Source organism: Streptomyces sp. NPDC093600, from assembly GCF_044764755.1.
Lineage (GTDB): Bacteria > Actinomycetota > Actinomycetes > Streptomycetales > Streptomycetaceae > Streptomyces.
On record NZ_JBIWIU010000004.1, the window covers coordinates 302,027 to 319,207 of the forward strand.

Sequence of the window (17,181 nt, forward strand, 5' to 3'; positions counted from 1 at the left end):
TGCCCCACGTGGTTGCTGGTGATCCCCCTCATCCTCCCCCGGCCGGGCCCCCCGCCCAAGGGCGGTCCCCGGCCGGAATGGGGCCGTCACCCGCCGCGGCGGGTTTGGGCGGGGCCGGGGGTGGGCACGGGGTGGTGATCGGCCGCCTCGATTGTTTGCTATGGTTTTCCACGTCGGAACGGCCCAGCGGCCGGAACGGCAGACACCTTGTCCGGGTGGCGGAATGGCAGACGCGCTAGCTTGAGGTGCTAGTGCCCTTTATCGGGCGTGGGGGTTCAAGTCCCCCCTCGGACACCAACGAAGGACCCCACGTCATGTGGGGTCCTTCTTGCTTGTGGATGAGGCTTCGTGGATGAGGCTTCGTGGATGAGGCGGGGTGATCCGGTGAGACGCAGGACGAAGCCCCCCGCCGCCCCGCTGCCCCAGCGGGAGGGGGTCGATCCGGTGCGGGTGCGGCTGCCCGAGGACCGGGGCGGGGCCTGGGTGACCGTCGGGGACCATCTGCGGGATCGCTTCGGGGGTGCCGTCGGGGGTGCGCGGGTGGCGGAGATGCTGCGGGGTGGGCGGTTCGTCGGGGTGGACGGGGTCGTCACCGGGGAGGAGCCGTACACCGCCGGGATGTATCTCTGGTTCCACCGGGACTTTCCGCCCGAGGAGCGGGTGCCGTTCGAGATCGGGGTCGTGTACCGGGACGAGCGGATCGTCGTCGTCGACAAGCCGCACTTCCTGGCGACGATGCCGCGCGGGCGGCATGTGACCGAGACGGTACTGGCGCGGCTGCGGCGGGAGCTGGGGCTGCCCGACGTGCAGCCCGCGCACCGGCTGGACCGGCTGACGGCGGGCCTGGTGCTGTGCGTCGTGCGGCCGGAGGACCGGGGCGCGTACCAGAACCTCTTCCGGGACCGGCTGGTGCGCAAGGAGTACGAGGCGGTGGCACCGTACGATCCCGCGGTCGCGCTGCCGGTGACGGTGCGGAGCCGGATCGTGAAGGAGCGCGGGGTGATGGCCGCCCGGGAGATGCCGGGCGAGCCGAACAGCGAGAGCCGGATCGAGCTGGTGGAGCACCGGGGCGGTCTGGGGCGGTACCGGCTGCTGCCCACGACCGGGCAGACCCATCAGCTGCGCGTGCACATGAACGCCCTGGGCCTGCCGATCCAGAACGACCCCGTCTATCCCGTGGTCCGTGAGGACGGGCCGGAGGACTTCGGCCGTCCGCTGCGACTGCTCGCGCGGCGACTGGAGTTCACCGACCCGGTCACGGGTGCCGGTATGCGGTTCGAGAGCCGGCAGCGGCTCAGTGGCCTCGGCCACGCGGCGGAGCCGCACATCTAACGCAGCCACTCCTCCAGGTGCGGGGCCTCGGCGCCGATGGTGGTGGGGTCGCCGTGTCCGGTGCGGACGACCGTCTCCGGCGGGAGGGTCAGGAGGCGGTGCCGGATCGAGTCGACGATGGTCGGGAAGTGGGAGAAGGACCGGCCCGTCGCGCCGGGGCCGCCCTGGAAGAGGGTGTCGCCGGTGAAGACCGTGGCCAGGTCGGGGGCGTACAGGCAGACCGCTCCGGGGGCGTGACCGGGGGTGTGGATGACCTTGAGGTCCGTCCCCGCGATGGTCAGGGTCTGGCCGTCGGTGAGGTCGCCGTCCGGGGTGTGGTCGGGGTGGGTCTGCTTCCACAGCGGCTGGTCGTCGGGGTGGAGCAGGATCCGGGCGCCGGTGGCGGCGGCGAGGGCCGGTGCGGCGTCGATGTGGTCGTTGTGCGCGTGGGTGCAGACGATGGCGCGCAGGGTGCGGCCGTCGAGCGCCGCGAGGATGGCGGAGGCGTCGTGGGCGGCGTCGATGACGATCGCCTCCGAGTCGTCGCCCACGATCCAGACGTTGTTGTCGACGTCCCAGGTGCCGCCGTCGAGCGAGAAGGTGCCGGAGGTGACCAGATGGTCGATGCGGGCGGCCATCAGAGGACCACCACCGAGCGCAGGACGTCGCCGTCGTGCATGCGGGCGAAGGCCTTCTCCACGTCGCCGAGGCCGATGGTCTCGGTGACGAAGGCGCCGAGGTCGATGCGGCCCTGCTGGTGCAGGTCGATGAGCATGGGGAAGTCCCGGGACGGCAGGCAGTCGCCGTACCAGGACGACTTGAGCGCGCCGCCGCGGCCGAAGACGTCGAGGAGCGGGAGTTCCAGCGTCATCTCGGGGGTGGGGACGCCGACGAGGACGACGGTGCCGGCGAGGTCGCGGGCGTAGAAGGCCTGTTTGTACGTCTCCGGGCGGCCGACGGCCTCGATGACGACGTCGGCGCCGAAGCCGCCGGTGAGGTCGCGGATGGCCTCGACGGGGTCGGTGGTACGGGAGTTGACCGTGTGGGTGGCGCCCATCGAGCGTGCCGTGTGGAGTTTGCGGTCGTCGATGTCGACGGCGATGATCTTCGCCGCTCCGGCGAGCCGGGAGCCGACGACGGCCGCGTCGCCGACGCCGCCGCAGCCGATGACGGCGACGGTGTCGCCGCGGCCGACGTCTCCTGTGTTGATGGCGGCGCCGATGCCGGCCATGACGCCGCAGCCGAGGAGACCGGCGACCTCGGGGGCGACGGAGGGGTCGACCTTGGTGCACTGGCCGGCGGCGACGAGGGTCTTCTCGGCGAAGGCGCCGATGCCGAGCGCCGGGGAGAGCTCCGTCCCGTCCGACAAGGTCATCTTCTGCCGCGCGTTGTGGGTGTCGAAGCAGTACTGGGGGCGGCCGCGCAGGCAGGCCCGGCAGGCGCCGCACACGGCGCGCCAGTTGAGGACGACGAAGTCGCCGGGGGCCACGTCGGTCACTCCCGCGCCGACCGACTCGACGACGCCCGCCGCCTCGTGGCCGAGGAGGAAGGGAAAGTCGTCGTTGATGCCGCCCTGTTTGTAGTGGAGGTCGGTGTGGCAGACACCGCAGGCCTGGATCCTCACCACGGCCTCACCCGGTCCGGGATCGGGGATCAGGATCGTCTCGATCCTCACGGGCTCGTTCCTGCCGGGTGCGACGACCCCCTGGACTTGCTGCGGCATGGCAGACACCCCTTCGCTGGTAAGGCTCTTGGGTACCACTATCTCCTGACGCGGCGCGAGACCCCCGCAGAGCGCGTCTGCGGGGGTCTCGTCATTCGCGGGGACGGAAGCGGGTTCAGTCCTTGTGCGTGACCGCGGTCGCGCGGACCCGCTTGCGGACCAGGAACCAGCCGCCGACCAGCATCAGGGCGATGAGCGGGAGGCAGTTCACCGTGGTGCGGCTGATGCCGCCGTCCATCCACATCAGGACGAGGACCGAGCCGAGGAAGAACAGCGTGACGAGCTGGGTGTAGGGCGCCCAGGGCAGCCGGTAGCCGGGCCGGGTGACCAGCCCTTCCTTGGAGCGGTTCACGAACAGCAGCGAACAGACCATGATCATGGCCCAGGTGCCGATGATGCCGATGGAGGCGAAGTTCAGCACGAGCTCGAAGGCCTCGCCGGGCATGACGTAGTTCAGCCCGACACCGAGGACACCGAAGGCGGCGGTGAGCAGGATGCCGCCGTAGGGGACGCCGCCCTTGTTCATGACGCCGGTGAACTTGGGGGCGGAGCCCGCCAGGGACATGGAGCGCAGGATCCGGCCGGTCGAGTAGAGACCCGAGTTGAGGCTGGAGAGCGCGGCGGTGAGGACGACCAGGTTCATGACGCCGGCGGCGCCGGGGACACCGAGCTTGTCGAAGACCGTGACGAAGGGGCTCTGGTCGCCGGAGTACGCGGTGTACGGAAGCAGCAGCGCGAGCAGGACGACGGAACCGACGTAGAAGAGGCCCACGCGCCACATGATCGAGTTGATCGCCCGCGGCATGATCTTCTCGGGGTTCTCGGTCTCACCGGCGGCGACGCCGCACAGCTCGACGGAGGCGTACGCGAAGACGACACCCTGGATCAGCAGCAGCATCGGCATGACACCGCTGGGGAAGATGCCGCCGTTGTCGGTGATGGTGGAGAAGCCCGGGGTGTGGCCGCCGACGTCGTGCGACGTCACGATCAGGAAGATGCCGATCAGCATGAAGGCGACGAGGGCGCCGACCTTGATGATCGCGAACCAGAACTCCATCTCGCCGAAGTACTTCACCGAGATGAGGTTGGCGGCGAGGACGACCGCGAGGGCGATCAGGGCCAGGATCCACTGCGGGACGTCGCTGAACATCGCCCAGAAGTGGGCGTAGGTGGCGGCCGCGGTGATGTCGGCGATCGCGGTCGTCGACCAGTTCAGGAAGTACAGCCAGCCGGCGGTGTAGGCGCCCTTCTCGCCCATGAACTCACGGGCGTACGAGACGAAGGCGCCGGAGGAGGGGCGGTACAGGACCAGCTCACCGAGGGCCCGCACCACGAAGAAGGCGAAGACGCCGCAGACCGCGTAGGCGATGAAGAGGGACGGCCCGGCGTTGGCCATGCGGCCGCCGGCACCGAGGAACAGGCCGGTTCCGATGGCGCCACCGATGGCGATCATGTTGATGTGCCGGGACTTCAGGTCCTTGCGGTACCCGGCGTCACCGGCGTCGACGTGGGGGGAGCCCGCCGGTGCCGGTGGCGTGGCGGACAGCGTGTCGGCCGCAGGGGAGATGCGGTCACTCATGGAGTTGTTCGCCTTCGTGAGGGGGAGGGTCTGTGCGGTACCCGGCCGCGCGTGGAGGTCGTCCACCGTTTACGGCCAGCGCACATCGTCACGTCAAGGCGGGAATTCGGCAGTGGCCAATGTCACTGCTCGCCCATATTTGAGCTAATTCTGAGGTTCCTCCAAGCGAATGCCTGGGGTCCGCAGGTCTTACGGCGCGAGAACGTCCAGTTCCTTCAGTGCGCCGACCGCGATCTGGCGGGTCAGCTCCTCGGCGCGGGTCGCGTCCCTCTCCCGTACCGCCTCGGCGACCTGGACGTGGAGGGTGACGGCGGCGGGGTCCGGGTCCTCGAACATCACCTGGTGGTGCGTGCGGCCGGTGAGCACCTCGGCCACCACGTCCCCGAGCCTGGCGAACATCTCGTTGCCCGAGGCGTTGAGCACGACCCGGTGGAAGGCGATGTCGTGGACGAGGTACGCCTCCAGCTGCCGGCCGCGCGAGGTGGCGACCATGCCGAGCGCCTGCTCGGTCAGCTCGCGGCACTGCTCGGGGGTGGCGTGGACGGCGGCGAGGCCGGCCGCGACCGGTTCGACCGCCGAGCGCAGGACGGTGAGCGAGCGCAGCTGGCGGGGACGGTCGGCGCCGGCCAGGCGCCAGCGGATGACCTGGGGGTCGTACACGTTCCACTGCTGCGTCGGCAGGACGGTCACGCCCACGCGGCGGCGGGACTCGACGAGGTGCATGGATTCCAGGACGCGCACGACCTCGCGGACCACCGTCCGGGAGACGTCGAAGCGCTGGGCGAGCTCGTCGGTGCGCAGCACGCTGCCGGGCGGATACTCCCCCGCGGTGATCGCGAGGCCCAGGGCGGCGAGGACGTGTGTGTGGAGCCCCTGGGCCGGTGTCGTCATGGGGTCAGCCTATGCGGGGGCCCCACGCGGGAACGAAAAGCCCGAACGAAAAGTATGACTTTTAAGTCACAGGCTCTTGAATAAGTCGTACCCAATGGGTTTCATGAGCGCGACGGAATCGATGTCGAAGAAGACAGCGAGGCACCATCCATGAGCACCACCCCGCAGACGGCACGCCCGGCGCCCCCGGTCGTCGTCGTGATGGGCGTCGCCGGCACCGGCAAGACCACCATCGGTCCGCTGGTCGCCGACGCGCTCGGCGTCCCCTACTCCGAGGGCGACGACTTCCATCCGGCCGCGAACGTCGCCAAGATGTCGGCCGGTGTCCCGCTGGACGACGAGGACCGCGGCCCCTGGCTCGACGCGATCGGACAGTGGGCGCACGGCAGGGCGGGGCGCGGCGGCGTGGTGAGCAGCTCCGCGCTCAAGCGGATCTACCGGGACCGGCTCCGGGCGGCGGCCCCCGGGGTGGTCTTCCTCCATCTGACCGGCGAGCGCGAGCTGATCGAGCGGCGGATGACGGCCCGCAGGGGCCACTTCATGCCGACCGCGCTCCTGGACTCGCAGTTCGCCGCCCTGCAGCCCCTCCAGGACGACGAGGCCGGCGTCGCCGTCGATGTCTCCGGATGCCCCGAGGAGATCACCGACCGGGCCGTCGCCGCGCTGCGCGCGCTCGCGGCCCCGGGCCTGTCCACCGCAGCCCGTACGCCCCACCTCCCGTAGCTTCCTCCGCCCACCCGTCACCTAAGGAACCCGCCGTGACCAGTCTCAGCGTCGAGATGCTGGCAGCGGACGCCGTCGAGCCGATCACCTCGGCCGGCAACGCCCAGCTGGGCATAGCCGTGCTCGCGGGCATCGCCGTCATCGTCCTGCTCATCACCAAGTTCAAGCTGCACGCCTTCCTGGCGCTGACCATCGGGTCCCTGGGCCTGGGCGCCTTCGCCGGCGCCCCGCTCGCGGCGACCATCGGCTCCTTCACCACCGGGCTCGGCAACACCGTCGCGGGTGTGGGCGTGCTGATCGCCCTCGGCGCGATCCTGGGCAAGCTGCTCGCGGACTCCGGGGGCGCCGACCAGATCGTCGACACGATCCTCGCCAGGGCGGGCGGCCGGGCCATGCCGTGGGCGATGGTGCTGATCGCCTCCGTCATCGGCCTGCCGCTGTTCTTCGAGGTCGGCATCGTGCTGCTGATCCCGGTGGTGCTGCTGGTCGCCAAGCGCGGAAACTATTCGCTGATGCGGATCGGTGTCCCCGCCCTCGCCGGCCTGTCCGTGATGCACGGGCTGATCCCGCCGCACCCCGGACCGCTGGTCGCCATCGACGCGCTCGGCGCCAACCTCGGCATCACCCTCGCGCTGGGCGTCCTCGTCGCCATCCCGACCGTGATCATCGCCGGTCCGCTCTTCGCCCGGTACGCCGCGCGCTGGGTGGACATCCCGGCACCCGAGAACATGATCCCGGCCCGGCCGTCGGAGGACCTGGAGAAGCGCCCCGGTTTCGGCGCCACCGTCGCCACGGTGCTGCTGCCGGTCGTCCTGATGCTGGTCAAGGCGCTGGTCGACATCGTCGTCGACGACCCGGCCAACGGTCTGCAGAAGGTCACCGACGTCATCGGCTCGCCGCTGATCGCGCTGCTCGCGGCCGTGATCGTCGGTCTGTTCACCCTGGGCCGCGCGGCCGGCTTCAGCCGGCAGCGGCTCTCCACGACCGTCGAGAAGTCCCTCGCCCCGATCGCGGGCGTGCTGATGATCGTCGGTGCGGGCGGCGGCTTCAAGCAGACCCTGATCGACGTCGGCGTGGGCCAGATGATCCTGGACTTCTCCAAGGACTGGTCGATCCCCGCGCTGCTGCTCGCCTGGCTGATCGCGGTGGCGATCCGGCTCGCGACGGGCTCGGCGACGGTGGCGACGATCTCGGCCGCCGGTCTGGTGGCCCCGCTCGCCGAGGGCATGTCGGCGAGCGAGAGCGCGCTGCTGGTCCTTGCGATCGGTGCCGGATCGCTCTTCTTCAGCCATGTGAACGACGCGGGGTTCTGGCTGGTGAAGGAGTACTTCGGGATGAACGTCGGCCAGACGATCAAGACCTGGTCGGTGATGGAGACCATCATCTCGGTCGTCGGCATCGTCTTCGTGCTGCTGCTCTCGCTGGTGTTGTAGCCGCCCGAACCCCTGGTGTCGTAGCCGTACGAACCCTGATGTCGTAGCCGTACGAAATCGAGCGGCGCGGGCCGGTCGTGGCTGACACACTGTCGGCCATGACCGGCCCTCATGCGCTGAAACCGTTCCTGCTCGCCTTTCCCGGACCGCTGCGGGACCGGCTCGTGGCCGCGGTGCTCTCCGGCGAGAAGACCTCGACGACCGGGCTCTTCGCCGAGTGGGAGGCGGAGAAGGAGGAGCTGCCCGAAGTGGGCGAGCGCTCGGCGCTCATCGACTCCGACGGGCGCGAGGTGGCGATCGTGGAGGTGACGGAGGTACGGGTCCTGCCGCTGGGTGACGTCGATCTCCAGCACGCGCTCGACGAGGGCGAGGGACACACGTCGGTGGCCGAGTGGCGGGCCGACCACGAGCGTTTCTGGCACAGCGACGAGATGCGCGAGGCGATGGGCGACCCGGCGTTCACGGTCGACGACGCGACCATGGTGGTGGCGGAGCGCTTCCGGGTGGTGGAACGGCTCGCGCCCGCCTCCGAGGAGTCACCGAAGCGGCCGACCGCGAGGCGGGACGCGCCCTAGGGTCGCGTCCACCGCCTGGCAGCCAGGGCAGGGGGTCCGGTGGACTCAGTGGAGGCAGAGGCAGAACGGATGGCCGGCCGGGTCCGCGTAGACCCGCCAGTTGGCCCCCGGGCGGAGCTGGTCCGTCCGCTCCAGCACGGTCGCGCCGAGGGCGAGCGCACGCTTCTCCTCACCGTCGAGATCGTCCACGTCGAAGTCCAGGTGGAGTTGTTGCGGGCGCCCCTGGCCGGGCCATTCGGGCGGTCGGTAGCCGTCCACCCGCTGGCAGGCCAGCGGTGTCCCCTCGAACCCGTGCACCTCGACCCAGTCGTCGTCGCCGGCGTCCGCGACCACCCGGCCGCCGAGCAGTTCCGCGTAGAACCCCGCGAGCCGTACCGGATCGGCGCAGTCCAGCGCTACCGCCTGCAGCTTTCGAATCACTTCTGACACTCCTCGCTCTTCGGCCGCTTCCGCGACATCCGTACGGCAGGGGTCGTACCCGCCGACGCGCCGCGCAAGCCCGGCGGCACCACGGCCCTAGCCGACCGCCTTCGCGGCGGCGCGGCCCGCCGCGCGGCCGGAGAAGACGCAGCCACCGAGGAAGGTACCCTCCAGGGAGCGGTAGCCGTGGACACCGCCGCCGCCGAAGCCGGCTGCCTCGCCCGCCGCGTACAGCCCTTCCAGCGCCTCTCCGCCTTCCGTCAGCACCCGTGACGACAGGTCGGTCTCCAGGCCGCCGAGCGACTTGCGGGTGAGGATGTTCAGCCGTACGGCGATCAGCGGGCCGGCCTTCGGATCGAGGATCCGGTGCGGGGCCGCCGTACGGATCAGCTTGTCGCCCAGGTACTTGCGGGCTCCCCGGACCGCCATCACCTGGAGGTCCTTGGTGAAGGGGTTGGCGATCTCGCGGTCGCGGGCGGTGATCTCGCGCCGGAGCTCCGCCTCGTCGATGAGCGGCTCGTCGGTGAGCGCGTTCATGCCCCGGACGAGGGCGGACAGGTCGTTCTCGACAACGAAGTCCACGCCCTTGTCCATGAACGCCTTCACCGGGCCGGGCACGTCCTGCCGCGCGCGGCCGATGACGTCGCGGATCGACTTGCCGGTCAGGTCGGGGTTCTGCTCGGAACCGGAGAGGGCGAACTCCTTGCCGATGATCCGCCGGTCGAGCACGAACCAGGTGTGGTCGTACCCGGTGCGCGTGATGTGTTCGAGCGTGCCGAGGGTGTCGAAGCCGGGGAAGAGGGGGACGGGCAGCCGTCGGCCGCGCGCGTCCAGCCAGAGCGAGGACGGGCCGGGCAGGATGCGGATGCCGTGCCGGGCCCAGATCGGATTCCAGTTCTCGATGCCCTCGGTGTAGTGCCACATCCGGTCGCGGTTGATGTGGTGGGCGCCGGCCTTTTCCGCGATGCCGAGCATCAGCCCGTCGACATGGGCGGGCACGCCGGAGAGCAGCTTCGCGGGCGGGGTGCCGAGCCGCTTCGGCCACTGCCGGCGCACGAGGTCGTGGTTGCCGCCGATGCCGCCCGAGGTGACGATCACCGCCTGGGCCCGGTAGGCGAAGGCACCCGTCACCTCGCGGCTGCTCGCGGTGCCGCGTGCGGCGGCGGACGGTTCCAGGATCTCGCCGCTGACGGTGTCGACGGCTCCCGCCGTACGGCCGAGGGCGGTCACGCGGTGGCGGAAGCGGAGCTGCACGCGGCCCGCGGCGACGCCCTCGCGGACGCGGCGCTCGAAGGGGGCGACCAGGCCCGGTCCCGTACCCCAGGTGATGTGGAAGCGGGGCACCGAGTTGCCGTGGCCGCTGGCGTCGTACCCGCCGCGCTCGGCCCAGCCCACCACGGGGAAGAAGCGCACCCCGCGCGCGTGCAGCCAGGAGCGTTTCTCGCCCGCCGCGAAGTCGACGTACGCCTCGGCCCACTTCCTCGGCCACCGGTCCTCGTCGCGGTCGAACCCGGCGGTGCCGAGCCAGTCCTGGAGGGCGAGCGCGTGGCTGTCCCTGATCCGCAGGCGGCGCTGTTCGGGCGAGTCGACGAGGAAGAGTCCGCCGAAGGACCAGTGCGCCTGGCCGCCGATGGACTGCTCGGGCTCCTGGTCGAGCAGGATGACGCTCCGCCCGGCGTCCACCAGTTCGGCGGTGGCGACGAGCCCCGCGAGGCCGGCCCCGATCACGATCACATCAGCGTCGTAGGACATGGCCCGACTATTGGATACACGAATGTATCGAGTCAACCGTTCCGACGGAGAGAAACGCTCTCGTTATGCGAGATGGGGCGGTGCCCGCGGGCGGTCGGCGGACCGGTGGTTTCATGGCGGCATGACCGACCCCGCTGAAGAGATCCTGGACGTCGTCGACGAGAACGACGAGGTGATCGGTCAGGCCCCGCGCGGCGAGGTGTACGCGCGCGGCCTGATCCACCGCTGCGCCTTCGTCCTGGTACGGGATGCCGAGGACCGGATCTTCGTGCATCGCCGCACCCCCACGAAGCTCCTCTTCCCCTCGCTGTACGACATGTTCGTCGGCGGGGTCCTCGGGGCGGGCGAGTCGTACGACGCGGCGGCGCTGCGCGAGGCCGAGGAGGAGCTCGGTGTGAGCGGACTGCCCCGCCCCGAGCCGCTGTTCCGCTTCCTCCACGACTCGGGGGGCGTCGCCGGGAAGTGGTGGTCGGCCGTGTACGAGGTGCGGTGCGAGCTGCCGGTGAACCCGCAGGCGACGGAGGTCGCCTGGCACGCCTTCCTGCCGGAGGAGGAGGTGGCCGCCCGGCTCGCCACATGGGAGTGGGTGCCGGACGGTCTGGCGGCCTATCAGCGGATGTCCGCGCTCCGGGCGGGCCGCTCGGCCGGCGAACCGGGAGGGACGGGCGGAGAGCGCGCCGGCGGATAGGGTGCCCCGGTGAGCGACTTCGTACAGAGCCTGCGGTTGTGGTTCGCGCCGCGGCGGATCCGTGACGAGGGCGAGACCCCCGACTACCGCTTCTCGCTGGCCAACGAGCGCACCTTCCTCGCCTGGATCCGGACCGCGCTCGCGCTCGTCGGCGGCGGTTTCGCCGTCGACCAGTTCCTGCCGGATCTGCGCTGGGGGGTACGGGTCGGGCTGGCGCTGGCCCTGCTGGGCGCGGGGGCGCTGTGCGCGCTGCGGGCGGTGAACCACTGGGTGCGGTGCGAGCGGGCGATGCGCCGGGGTGAGGATCTGCCGGTGTCACGGTTCCCGACGGTGCTGAGCCTGGCGGTGGCCGTGGTGGCGCTCACGATGGTCGTGGTCGTCGTCTTCGGCTGGGCCGGGCGGTGACGGAGGTACGGGATCCGGGGCTGCAGCCCGAGCGGACGCGGCTGGCGTGGCGGCGTACGACGCTGACCTGCACGGTCGTGGCGGTCCTCGCCGCGAAGCAGGCCATCCATGACGACATCACGGCGGCCGGAGTGGCGGGGGCCGCGCTGTCGGCGCTGGTCTGGATCGCGTTCCTGGCCGTCGCCCACCGCCGTATCCGGTCCCTGGAAGCGGCGCGGCCCCGGCCGTTCTCGCACCGGGGCGCGGTCCTCGCGGCCGTGTGCACGATCGCGCTGGCCGGGTTCGCCGTGGCGGTCGTGGTCTGAACGGGCCCTGGCCGTTCGAGTGGTTCAGGTGGCGTCGGTCGGCCACTCCACCGTGACCACGACCTTTCCGTTCAGGCCGCCCTCCGCGTTGGCCCGCTGGGCGTCGGCCGCCCGCTCCAGCGGGAAGGCCTTCGCCACCCGGACCGTCAGGACGCCCTCCTCGGCCAGGGTGGCGAGCGCGGCCAGGTCGTCGCGGTCCGGGCGGACCCAGAAGTAGCGGCCGCCGAGGCCGATGACCTCGCCGTCGGCGACCGAGGCCAGGCGGCCCTCGGGTGCCAGCACCTCCGGGCTGATCTTGAGGAACGGGCCTCCGATGGTGTCCAGGACCGCGTCGACGCCCGCCGGGGCCAGGGCGCGGACCTGTTTGGCGAAGGTGTGCTCGTCGTAGAGGACCGGCTCGGCGCCCAGCTCCCTGATCCGGTCCTGGCCCGACTCGCGGGCCGCGCCGATGACCCGGCAGCCGAGGTGGCGGGCGATCTGGACGGCCATGGAGCCGACGCCGCCGGCCGCCGCGTGCACGAGGACGGTCTCGCCCGAGCGCACGGACAGCGCCTGGTGGAGCACCTGATAGGCGGTGAGCCCGGCCAGCGGCAGGGCCGCCGACTCCTCGAAGCCCATGGTGCGGGGCTTGCGGGCCAGGGTGCGGACGGGCGCGGCGACGTACTCGGCGAAGGTGCCACGGGAGAGGAAGTCCTCGCGGACATAGCCCATGACCTCGTCACCGACGGCGAGCTCCGGGACGGAGACGCCGGGCTGCACGACGACTCCGGAGACGTCCCAGCCGGGGATCACGGGGAAGACGGCGTCGATCATCCCGTCGAGGTATCCGGCCTGCGCCTTCCGGTCGACGGGGTTCACGGCCGCCGCACGCACCTTGACGAGCACGTCGTCCGGTCCGACCTTCGGGTCGGGCCGTTCGCCGTACTCGAGCACCTCGGGCCCGCCGTACCGGCTGTAGCTGATCGCCTTCATACCCCGAACCATCGAGGTCAGGCCCGCACCTCGCAAGCGGGACTCCCCCGGCCGGGCGGTCGGGCATGGGAGTCCCGCTTGCGATCGCCGCGCGGGCCGCGTCACCAGCGGGGGACGTCCGGTGTCCGCCAGTCCGGGTCCGCCACCCGCATCGCCGCCGCGTCGTCGCGGTCGCGCATCGTGCCGTCGTCGTCGAGCCAGCGGCGGTGCAGGGCCGCGAGCCGGTCCCGGTCCAGTTCGACGCCGAGGCCCGGGGCGTCCGAGACCGCGAGCCGGCCGTCGCGGAAGACGGGCCGGACGGTGACGACGTCCTCGGTCTGCCACGGGTAGTGCGTGTCGCAGGCGTGGTGCAGGTCGGGAAGGGTGGCGGCGACCTGCGTCATGGCGGCGAGGCTGATGCCGAGGTGGGTGTTGGAGTGCATCGACAGGCCGACGCCGTACGTGCGGCAGAGCGCGGCGAGTTCGCGGGTGCGGTGAAGCCCGCCCCAGTAGTGGTGGTCGCAGAGCACGATCCGTACCGCGTCACGGGAGAAGGCCTCCGGCACCTCCTCGAAGGTGGTGACGCACATGTTGGTCGCGAGCGGTACGTCCGTACGGGCCGCGACCTCGGCCATCGGCTCCGTACCGCTCGCGGGGTCCTCCAGGTACTCCAGGACGTCCTTCAGCTCCCGTGCCACGGCGAGGGAGGTCTCCACGGACCAGGCGCCGTTGGGGTCGAGACGGAGCGGGCGGCCGGGGAACGCCTCCGCCAGAGCCCGGATCGCGGCGATCTCCCGCTCCGGAGGGAAGACGCCCCCCTTGAGCTTGAACGAGCGGAAGCCGTACATACGGTCGAATCGGCGGGCCTGGGCGACGACGCCGGCGGGGTCGAGCGCCGCGTCCCAACCGTCCGCCTCTCCGCCGTCGGGGTGGGTGGCCCAGCGGTAGAAGAGATAGGCGCTGTACTCGACGGAGTCGCGGACCTTGCCGCCGAGCAGGGCGTGGACCGGGAGGCCGAGCGTCTTGCCGAGGGCGTCCAGGCAGGCCACCTCGAAGGCGGAGACGACGGAGAGCCGGAGCTTGTCCGCCGTCTGCGCGCCCCGCAGCCCGCCCGCGTCGACCCGCCCGTCGGTGGCGCTCGGCTCCCCGCACACCTGACGGGCGAGCGCGAACAGGCCGTTCACGTCCGTGACCGAGCGGCCGGGCAGTGCCTCGGCAAGGGGCCGGGCCGGCTCCAGGTACCGGGTGTCGCCGTAGGTCTCGCCCAGGCCGCTGACACCGCCGCGCGTGACCACTTCGACGATGAGCCGGGGCGCGTAGGGCTGGTGGACTCCCTGGGTGTTGAGCAGCGGGGGGTCGGGGATGAGGATCGGGGTCAGCCGGACTTCCTCGACGAGCAGCTCTGAATCCATATGTGAACCCTATTCATGGGGCAGATCCGTGGGCCAGACCCCGGAAGGGCATTTCAGGTCCCGCCCTGGACGACATACCGACTGGTCGGTCATCATGGGCGCCGACCCCATGACCGCTTCCGGAGGTACGCACGATGAGCTCAGCCCCTCCCCCGCAGTCCGCGACGCGGGAGGTGCCCCCGCCGGGCCTCGACCCCGAGCAGCTGCGCGGGTTCCTCGACCGCGAGCGGCCCGGTCTTGTGGCCGGGCCGCTCACCGCCCGGCTGATCGAGGGCGGCCGGTCCAATCTCACCTACGTCGTCAGTGACGGCACCGGCAGGTGGGTGGTGCGCCGGCCTCCGCTCGGCCATGTCCTCGCCACCGCGCACGATATGAAGCGCGAGCACCGGGTGATCAGCGCCCTGCACCCGACGGCCGTGCCGGTCCCGGAGACGGTGCTGCTCTGCGAGGACGACAGCGTCCTCGGAGCCCCCTTCTACGTCATGGAGTTCGTCGACGGAACGCCGTACCGCTCGGCCGGCCAGCTCGCCCCGCTCGGCCCCGAGCGGACCCGGGCCGCCGTCCTCGGACTGGTCGACACCCTCGTCGATCTGCACGCCGTCGACCCCGCCGAGGTCGGCCTCGGCGACTTCGGCCGCCCCGAGGGCTTCCTCGACCGGCAGCTGCGCCGGTGGGGCAAGCAGCTCGACGCCTCGCGCGACCGCGAGCTGCCCGGGATCGACGAGCTCCACGCCGGCCTCGGCCGCGGCCTGCCCGCCTCCCCCGCCCCGACCGTCGTGCACGGCGACTACCGCCTCGACAACGTGCTGATCGGCGAGGACGACCGCATCAAGGCCGTCCTGGACTGGGAGATGTCCACCCTCGGCGACCCGCTGACCGACCTCGGGCTGCTGGTGATGTACAGCGCGAGGCTGGACATCCCCCACTCCCCCGTCAGCACGACCGCGGCGGCCGCCGGACACCCCGCGCCCCAGGAACTGATCGAGCGGTACGCCGCCCGCTCGGGCCGCGACACCTCCGCCATCTCCTGGTACACGGCCTTCGCCTGGTTCAAGCTCGCCGTGATCCTGGAGGGCATCCACTACCGCTACACCCTCGGCCAGACCGTCGGCGCCGGCTTCGACCGCATCGGCGAACTCGTCCCCGTCTTCATCGAGCACGGCCTCACCACCCTCCAGGAAGGCTGATCCGCCATGGACTTCGCATTCGACGCGCGCACCGAGGAGCTGCGGGCGAAGCTGCTCGCCTTCATGGACGAGCACGTCTACCCCGCCGAGCAGGTCGCCCACGAGCAGCGGGCGCTGCTCGCCTCGCCGTGGGACACCCCGCGGATCGTGGAGGAGCTGAAGGCCGAGGCCAGGCGCCAGGGGCTGTGGAACCTCTTCCTGCCGGACGCGGAGCACGGGGCGGGGCTGACCAACCTCCAGTACGCGCCGCTGGCCGAGATCACCGGCCGCAGCCCGCAGCTGGCCCCCACGGCGCTCAACTGCGCCGCCCCGGACACCGGCAACATGGAGGTGCTCGCCCAATTCGGCGACGAGGCGCAGAAGAAGCAGTGGCTGGAGCCGCTGCTGGCCGGGGAGATCCGCTCGGCGTTCGCGATGACGGAGCCGGAGGTGGCCTCGTCGGACGCGACGAACATCGAGACCCGGATCGAGCGGGACGGCGGGGACTACGTCGTCAACGGCCGGAAGTGGTACATCTCCGGTGCGATGAACCCCGACTGCCGGATCTTCATCGTGATGGGCAAGACCGACCCCGACGGCCCGGACGTCCGCCGCCAGCAGTCGATGATCCTGGTGCCGCGCGACACCCCGGGAGTCGAGGTGCGCCGTGCGATGCAGGTGTACGGCTACGAGGACCACTCCCACGGCGGTCACGCGGAGGTCCTCTTCCACGACGTCCGCGTCCCGGCCTCGAACCTGATCGGCGAGGAGGGCGGCGGCTTCGCGATCGCCCAGGCCCGCCTCGGCCCGGGCCGCATCCACCACTGCATGCGGCTGATCGGCATGGCGGAGCGGGCCATCGAGCTGATGTGCCGCCGGGCGGTGTCGCGTACGGCGTTCGGCAAGCCGATCGCCCAGCAGGGGGTGGTGCAGAACTGGATCGCCGACGCCCGGGTGACGGTCGAGCAGCTGCGGCTCCTCGTCCTCAAGACCGCCTGGCTGATGGACACCGTCGGCAACCGGGGCGCGCACACGGAGATCCAGGCCATCAAGATCGCGACCCCGCGCGCGGTGGTCGAGATCCTCGACAAGGCGGTGCAGGTCCACGGCGCGGGCGGTGTCTCGCAGGACTTCCCGCTGGCCGAGCTCTGGGCCGGGGCGCGGACGCTGATGCTGGCGGACGGCCCCGACGAGGTGCACCAGCGCTCGCTGGCGCGCCGGGAGATCAAGAAGTACCTGTAGGGCGGATCCCCTAGGGCCGCAGCGCCCTCAGCAGCAGGTCGGCGAGCTGGTCGGCGACCTGCTGCGGGGTGAGCGGGCCGTCCGGGCGGTACCAGGTCGACAGGTGGTGCACCGAGCCGAAGTGGTAGTCGACGACCAGGTCGGCCGGGGTCGCGGTGGAGAAGACCCCGGCCTGCTGGCCCTCCTCGATCAGGGCGCGGAAGCGTTCGTGGTAGCGGCGGCGCTCCGCCCGTACCTGCTTGTTCTTCTCCGGGCTGAGGTGGTGCATGGAGCGGAAGAAGATCGACGCGTCGTCGAGGTTGTCGATCGTGGTGACGACGACGTCGGCGGCGGCGTCGCGCAGCCGCCGCTCCACGGGGGCGTCGGCGTCCGCGAAGGCGTCGAGCCGCTCCTGCTGGAGGCGCAGCACCCGGGAGTAGACCTCTTGGAGGAGGTCCTCCTTGGAGCCGAAGTAGTGGTAGAGCGCGCCCTTGGTGACGCCCGCCGCTTCCACGATCTCCTGGACGGAGGTGCGGTCGTACCCCCGCTCCGCGAAGAGCCGGGTGGCGGCGGCCAGCAGCCTCTGGGGGACGGGCGTGCCGCTCCCGTCCGTCGTCCTGGCCATG

Annotated in this window: 18 protein-coding genes and 1 tRNA gene; 10 read left to right on the forward strand and 9 right to left on the reverse strand. The window is 71.3% G+C overall.

Annotated elements, in window-relative coordinates; genetic code table 11:
- Positions 1-209 precede the first annotated feature (209 nt).
- Positions 210-297, forward strand: a tRNA-Leu gene (locus ACIRB4_RS14100).
- Between the two features lie 87 nt (positions 298-384).
- A complete protein-coding gene (locus tag ACIRB4_RS14105; protein WP_403291026.1) occupies positions 385-1,332 on the forward strand; it encodes a pseudouridine synthase in 948 nt (315 codons plus the stop codon).
- Here the strand turns inward: ACIRB4_RS14105 and ACIRB4_RS14110 are convergent.
- From ACIRB4_RS14110 to ACIRB4_RS14125, 4 genes are all read right to left on the reverse strand, one after another.
- Positions 1,329-1,949: an MBL fold metallo-hydrolase gene (locus ACIRB4_RS14110; RefSeq protein WP_403291028.1), complete on the reverse strand. Its 621-nt coding sequence runs from the start codon at positions 1,947-1,949 to the stop codon at positions 1,329-1,331. The two genes, ACIRB4_RS14105 and ACIRB4_RS14110, sit on opposite strands and share 4 nt — an antisense overlap.
- The gene (locus tag ACIRB4_RS14115) at positions 1,949-3,034 is read right to left on the reverse strand and encodes an S-(hydroxymethyl)mycothiol dehydrogenase (protein ID WP_403291030.1); all 1,086 of its coding nucleotides are present in this window, start codon (positions 3,032-3,034) and stop codon (positions 1,949-1,951) included. Before ACIRB4_RS14115 ends, ACIRB4_RS14110 begins: the two co-directional genes overlap by 1 nt.
- 115 nt (positions 3,035-3,149) lie before the next feature.
- On the reverse strand, positions 3,150-4,613 hold the full coding sequence (locus tag ACIRB4_RS14120) for an amino acid permease (protein WP_403291031.1): 1,464 nt from the start codon (positions 4,611-4,613) through the stop codon (positions 3,150-3,152).
- A 189-nt stretch (positions 4,614-4,802) separates the two neighbouring features.
- Positions 4,803-5,504 carry a FadR/GntR family transcriptional regulator gene (locus ACIRB4_RS14125; protein ID WP_403291033.1) on the reverse strand — a complete coding sequence of 234 codons (702 nt, stop codon included), beginning with the start codon at positions 5,502-5,504 and terminating at the stop codon, positions 4,803-4,805.
- Positions 5,505-5,654: 150 nt separating this feature from the next.
- On the opposite strand from ACIRB4_RS14125, the gene ACIRB4_RS14130 reads away from it, so the two are divergent.
- The 3 genes from ACIRB4_RS14130 to ACIRB4_RS14140 all read left to right on the forward strand — a co-directional run bounded on the left by ACIRB4_RS14130 (position 5,655) and on the right by ACIRB4_RS14140 (position 8,235).
- Positions 5,655-6,227 carry a gluconokinase gene (locus tag ACIRB4_RS14130; RefSeq protein WP_403291035.1) on the forward strand — a complete coding sequence of 191 codons (573 nt, stop codon included), beginning with the start codon at positions 5,655-5,657 and terminating at the stop codon, positions 6,225-6,227.
- A 35-nt stretch (positions 6,228-6,262) separates the two neighbouring features.
- Positions 6,263-7,660, forward strand: a complete 1,398-nt coding sequence (locus ACIRB4_RS14135; RefSeq protein ID WP_403291037.1) for a gluconate:H+ symporter — start codon at positions 6,263-6,265, stop codon at positions 7,658-7,660.
- Positions 7,661-7,758: 98 nt separating this feature from the next.
- A complete protein-coding gene (locus ACIRB4_RS14140; RefSeq protein ID WP_403291038.1) occupies positions 7,759-8,235 on the forward strand; it encodes an ASCH domain-containing protein in 477 nt (158 codons plus the stop codon).
- Between the two features lie 45 nt (positions 8,236-8,280).
- Here the strand turns inward: ACIRB4_RS14140 and ACIRB4_RS14145 are convergent, their stop codons facing one another.
- Entirely contained in the window at positions 8,281-8,655 is a 375-nt protein-coding gene (locus ACIRB4_RS14145; protein WP_403291040.1) for a VOC family protein, read from the reverse strand.
- 96 nt (positions 8,656-8,751) lie between these two features.
- Positions 8,752-10,407 (reverse strand): FAD-binding dehydrogenase, encoded by a 1,656-nt coding sequence (locus ACIRB4_RS14150; RefSeq protein ID WP_403291042.1) that lies wholly within the window; start codon positions 10,405-10,407, stop codon positions 8,752-8,754.
- Positions 10,408-10,528: 121 nt separating this feature from the next.
- On the opposite strand from ACIRB4_RS14150, the gene ACIRB4_RS14155 reads away from it, so the two are divergent.
- From ACIRB4_RS14155 to ACIRB4_RS14165, 3 genes are read left to right on the forward strand one after another with little or no spacing between them, the layout of a single operon-like run.
- On the forward strand, positions 10,529-11,095 hold the full coding sequence (locus tag ACIRB4_RS14155) for an NUDIX hydrolase (RefSeq protein WP_403291043.1): 567 nt from the start codon (positions 10,529-10,531) through the stop codon (positions 11,093-11,095).
- A gap of 9 nt (positions 11,096-11,104) precedes the next feature.
- Positions 11,105-11,500, forward strand: a complete 396-nt coding sequence (locus ACIRB4_RS14160) for a YidH family protein (RefSeq protein ID WP_403291044.1) — start codon at positions 11,105-11,107, stop codon at positions 11,498-11,500.
- Positions 11,497-11,805: a DUF202 domain-containing protein gene (locus tag ACIRB4_RS14165; RefSeq protein WP_403291046.1), complete on the forward strand. Its 309-nt coding sequence runs from the start codon at positions 11,497-11,499 to the stop codon at positions 11,803-11,805. The genes ACIRB4_RS14160 and ACIRB4_RS14165 overlap by 4 nt, the downstream gene beginning before the upstream one ends.
- A gap of 24 nt (positions 11,806-11,829) precedes the next feature.
- On the opposite strand, the gene ACIRB4_RS14170 is transcribed toward ACIRB4_RS14165, so the two are convergent.
- Together ACIRB4_RS14170 and ACIRB4_RS14175 are read right to left on the reverse strand one after the other, a co-directional pair.
- Positions 11,830-12,777 carry an NADP-dependent oxidoreductase gene (locus ACIRB4_RS14170; RefSeq protein ID WP_403291047.1) on the reverse strand — a complete coding sequence of 316 codons (948 nt, stop codon included), beginning with the start codon at positions 12,775-12,777 and terminating at the stop codon, positions 11,830-11,832.
- Positions 12,778-12,878: 101 nt separating this feature from the next.
- The gene (locus ACIRB4_RS14175; protein ID WP_403291049.1) at positions 12,879-14,168 is read right to left on the reverse strand and encodes a glucarate dehydratase family protein; all 1,290 of its coding nucleotides are present in this window, start codon (positions 14,166-14,168) and stop codon (positions 12,879-12,881) included.
- Positions 14,169-14,302: 134 nt separating this feature from the next.
- Here ACIRB4_RS14175 and ACIRB4_RS14180 point away from each other — a divergent pair, with 134 nt between their 5' ends.
- Together ACIRB4_RS14180 and ACIRB4_RS14185 are read left to right on the forward strand one after the other, a co-directional pair.
- Complete coding sequence (locus ACIRB4_RS14180) at positions 14,303-15,355, forward strand: phosphotransferase family protein (RefSeq protein WP_403291050.1); 1,053 nt, start codon at positions 14,303-14,305, stop codon at positions 15,353-15,355.
- 6 nt (positions 15,356-15,361) lie between these two features.
- A complete protein-coding gene (locus ACIRB4_RS14185; RefSeq protein WP_403291052.1) occupies positions 15,362-16,576 on the forward strand; it encodes an acyl-CoA dehydrogenase family protein in 1,215 nt (404 codons plus the stop codon).
- 10 nt (positions 16,577-16,586) lie between these two features.
- On the opposite strand, the gene ACIRB4_RS14190 is transcribed toward ACIRB4_RS14185, so the two are convergent.
- The gene (locus ACIRB4_RS14190) at positions 16,587-17,180 is read right to left on the reverse strand and encodes a TetR/AcrR family transcriptional regulator (RefSeq protein ID WP_403291054.1); all 594 of its coding nucleotides are present in this window, start codon (positions 17,178-17,180) and stop codon (positions 16,587-16,589) included.
- Position 17,181 lies beyond the last annotated feature (1 nt).

What these genes read in the sequence shown, in the direction of transcription:
- ACIRB4_RS14140 (WP_403291038.1), top strand. Translation starts at nt 7,759, where the DNA reads ATGACCGGCCCTCATGCGCTGAAACCGTTCCTGCTCGCCTTTCCCGGA.
- ACIRB4_RS14120 (WP_403291031.1), bottom strand. Translation starts at nt 4,613, where the DNA reads ATGAGTGACCGCATCTCCCCTGCGGCCGACACGCTGTCCGCCACGCCA.
- ACIRB4_RS14115 (WP_403291030.1), bottom strand. Translation starts at nt 3,034, where the DNA reads ATGCCGCAGCAAGTCCAGGGGGTCGTCGCACCCGGCAGGAACGAGCCC.
- ACIRB4_RS14190 (WP_403291054.1), bottom strand. Translation starts at nt 17,180, where the DNA reads ATGGCCAGGACGACGGACGGGAGCGGCACGCCCGTCCCCCAGAGGCTG.
- ACIRB4_RS14110 (WP_403291028.1), bottom strand. Translation starts at nt 1,949, where the DNA reads ATGGCCGCCCGCATCGACCATCTGGTCACCTCCGGCACCTTCTCGCTC.
- ACIRB4_RS14170 (WP_403291047.1), bottom strand. Translation starts at nt 12,777, where the DNA reads ATGAAGGCGATCAGCTACAGCCGGTACGGCGGGCCCGAGGTGCTCGAG.
- ACIRB4_RS14150 (WP_403291042.1), bottom strand. Translation starts at nt 10,407, where the DNA reads ATGTCCTACGACGCTGATGTGATCGTGATCGGGGCCGGCCTCGCGGGG.
- ACIRB4_RS14180 (WP_403291050.1), top strand. Translation starts at nt 14,303, where the DNA reads ATGAGCTCAGCCCCTCCCCCGCAGTCCGCGACGCGGGAGGTGCCCCCG.
- ACIRB4_RS14185 (WP_403291052.1), top strand. Translation starts at nt 15,362, where the DNA reads ATGGACTTCGCATTCGACGCGCGCACCGAGGAGCTGCGGGCGAAGCTG.
- ACIRB4_RS14155 (WP_403291043.1), top strand. Translation starts at nt 10,529, where the DNA reads ATGACCGACCCCGCTGAAGAGATCCTGGACGTCGTCGACGAGAACGAC.
- ACIRB4_RS14175 (WP_403291049.1), bottom strand. Translation starts at nt 14,168, where the DNA reads ATGGATTCAGAGCTGCTCGTCGAGGAAGTCCGGCTGACCCCGATCCTC.
- ACIRB4_RS14125 (WP_403291033.1), bottom strand. Translation starts at nt 5,504, where the DNA reads ATGACGACACCGGCCCAGGGGCTCCACACACACGTCCTCGCCGCCCTG.
- ACIRB4_RS14130 (WP_403291035.1), top strand. Translation starts at nt 5,655, where the DNA reads ATGAGCACCACCCCGCAGACGGCACGCCCGGCGCCCCCGGTCGTCGTC.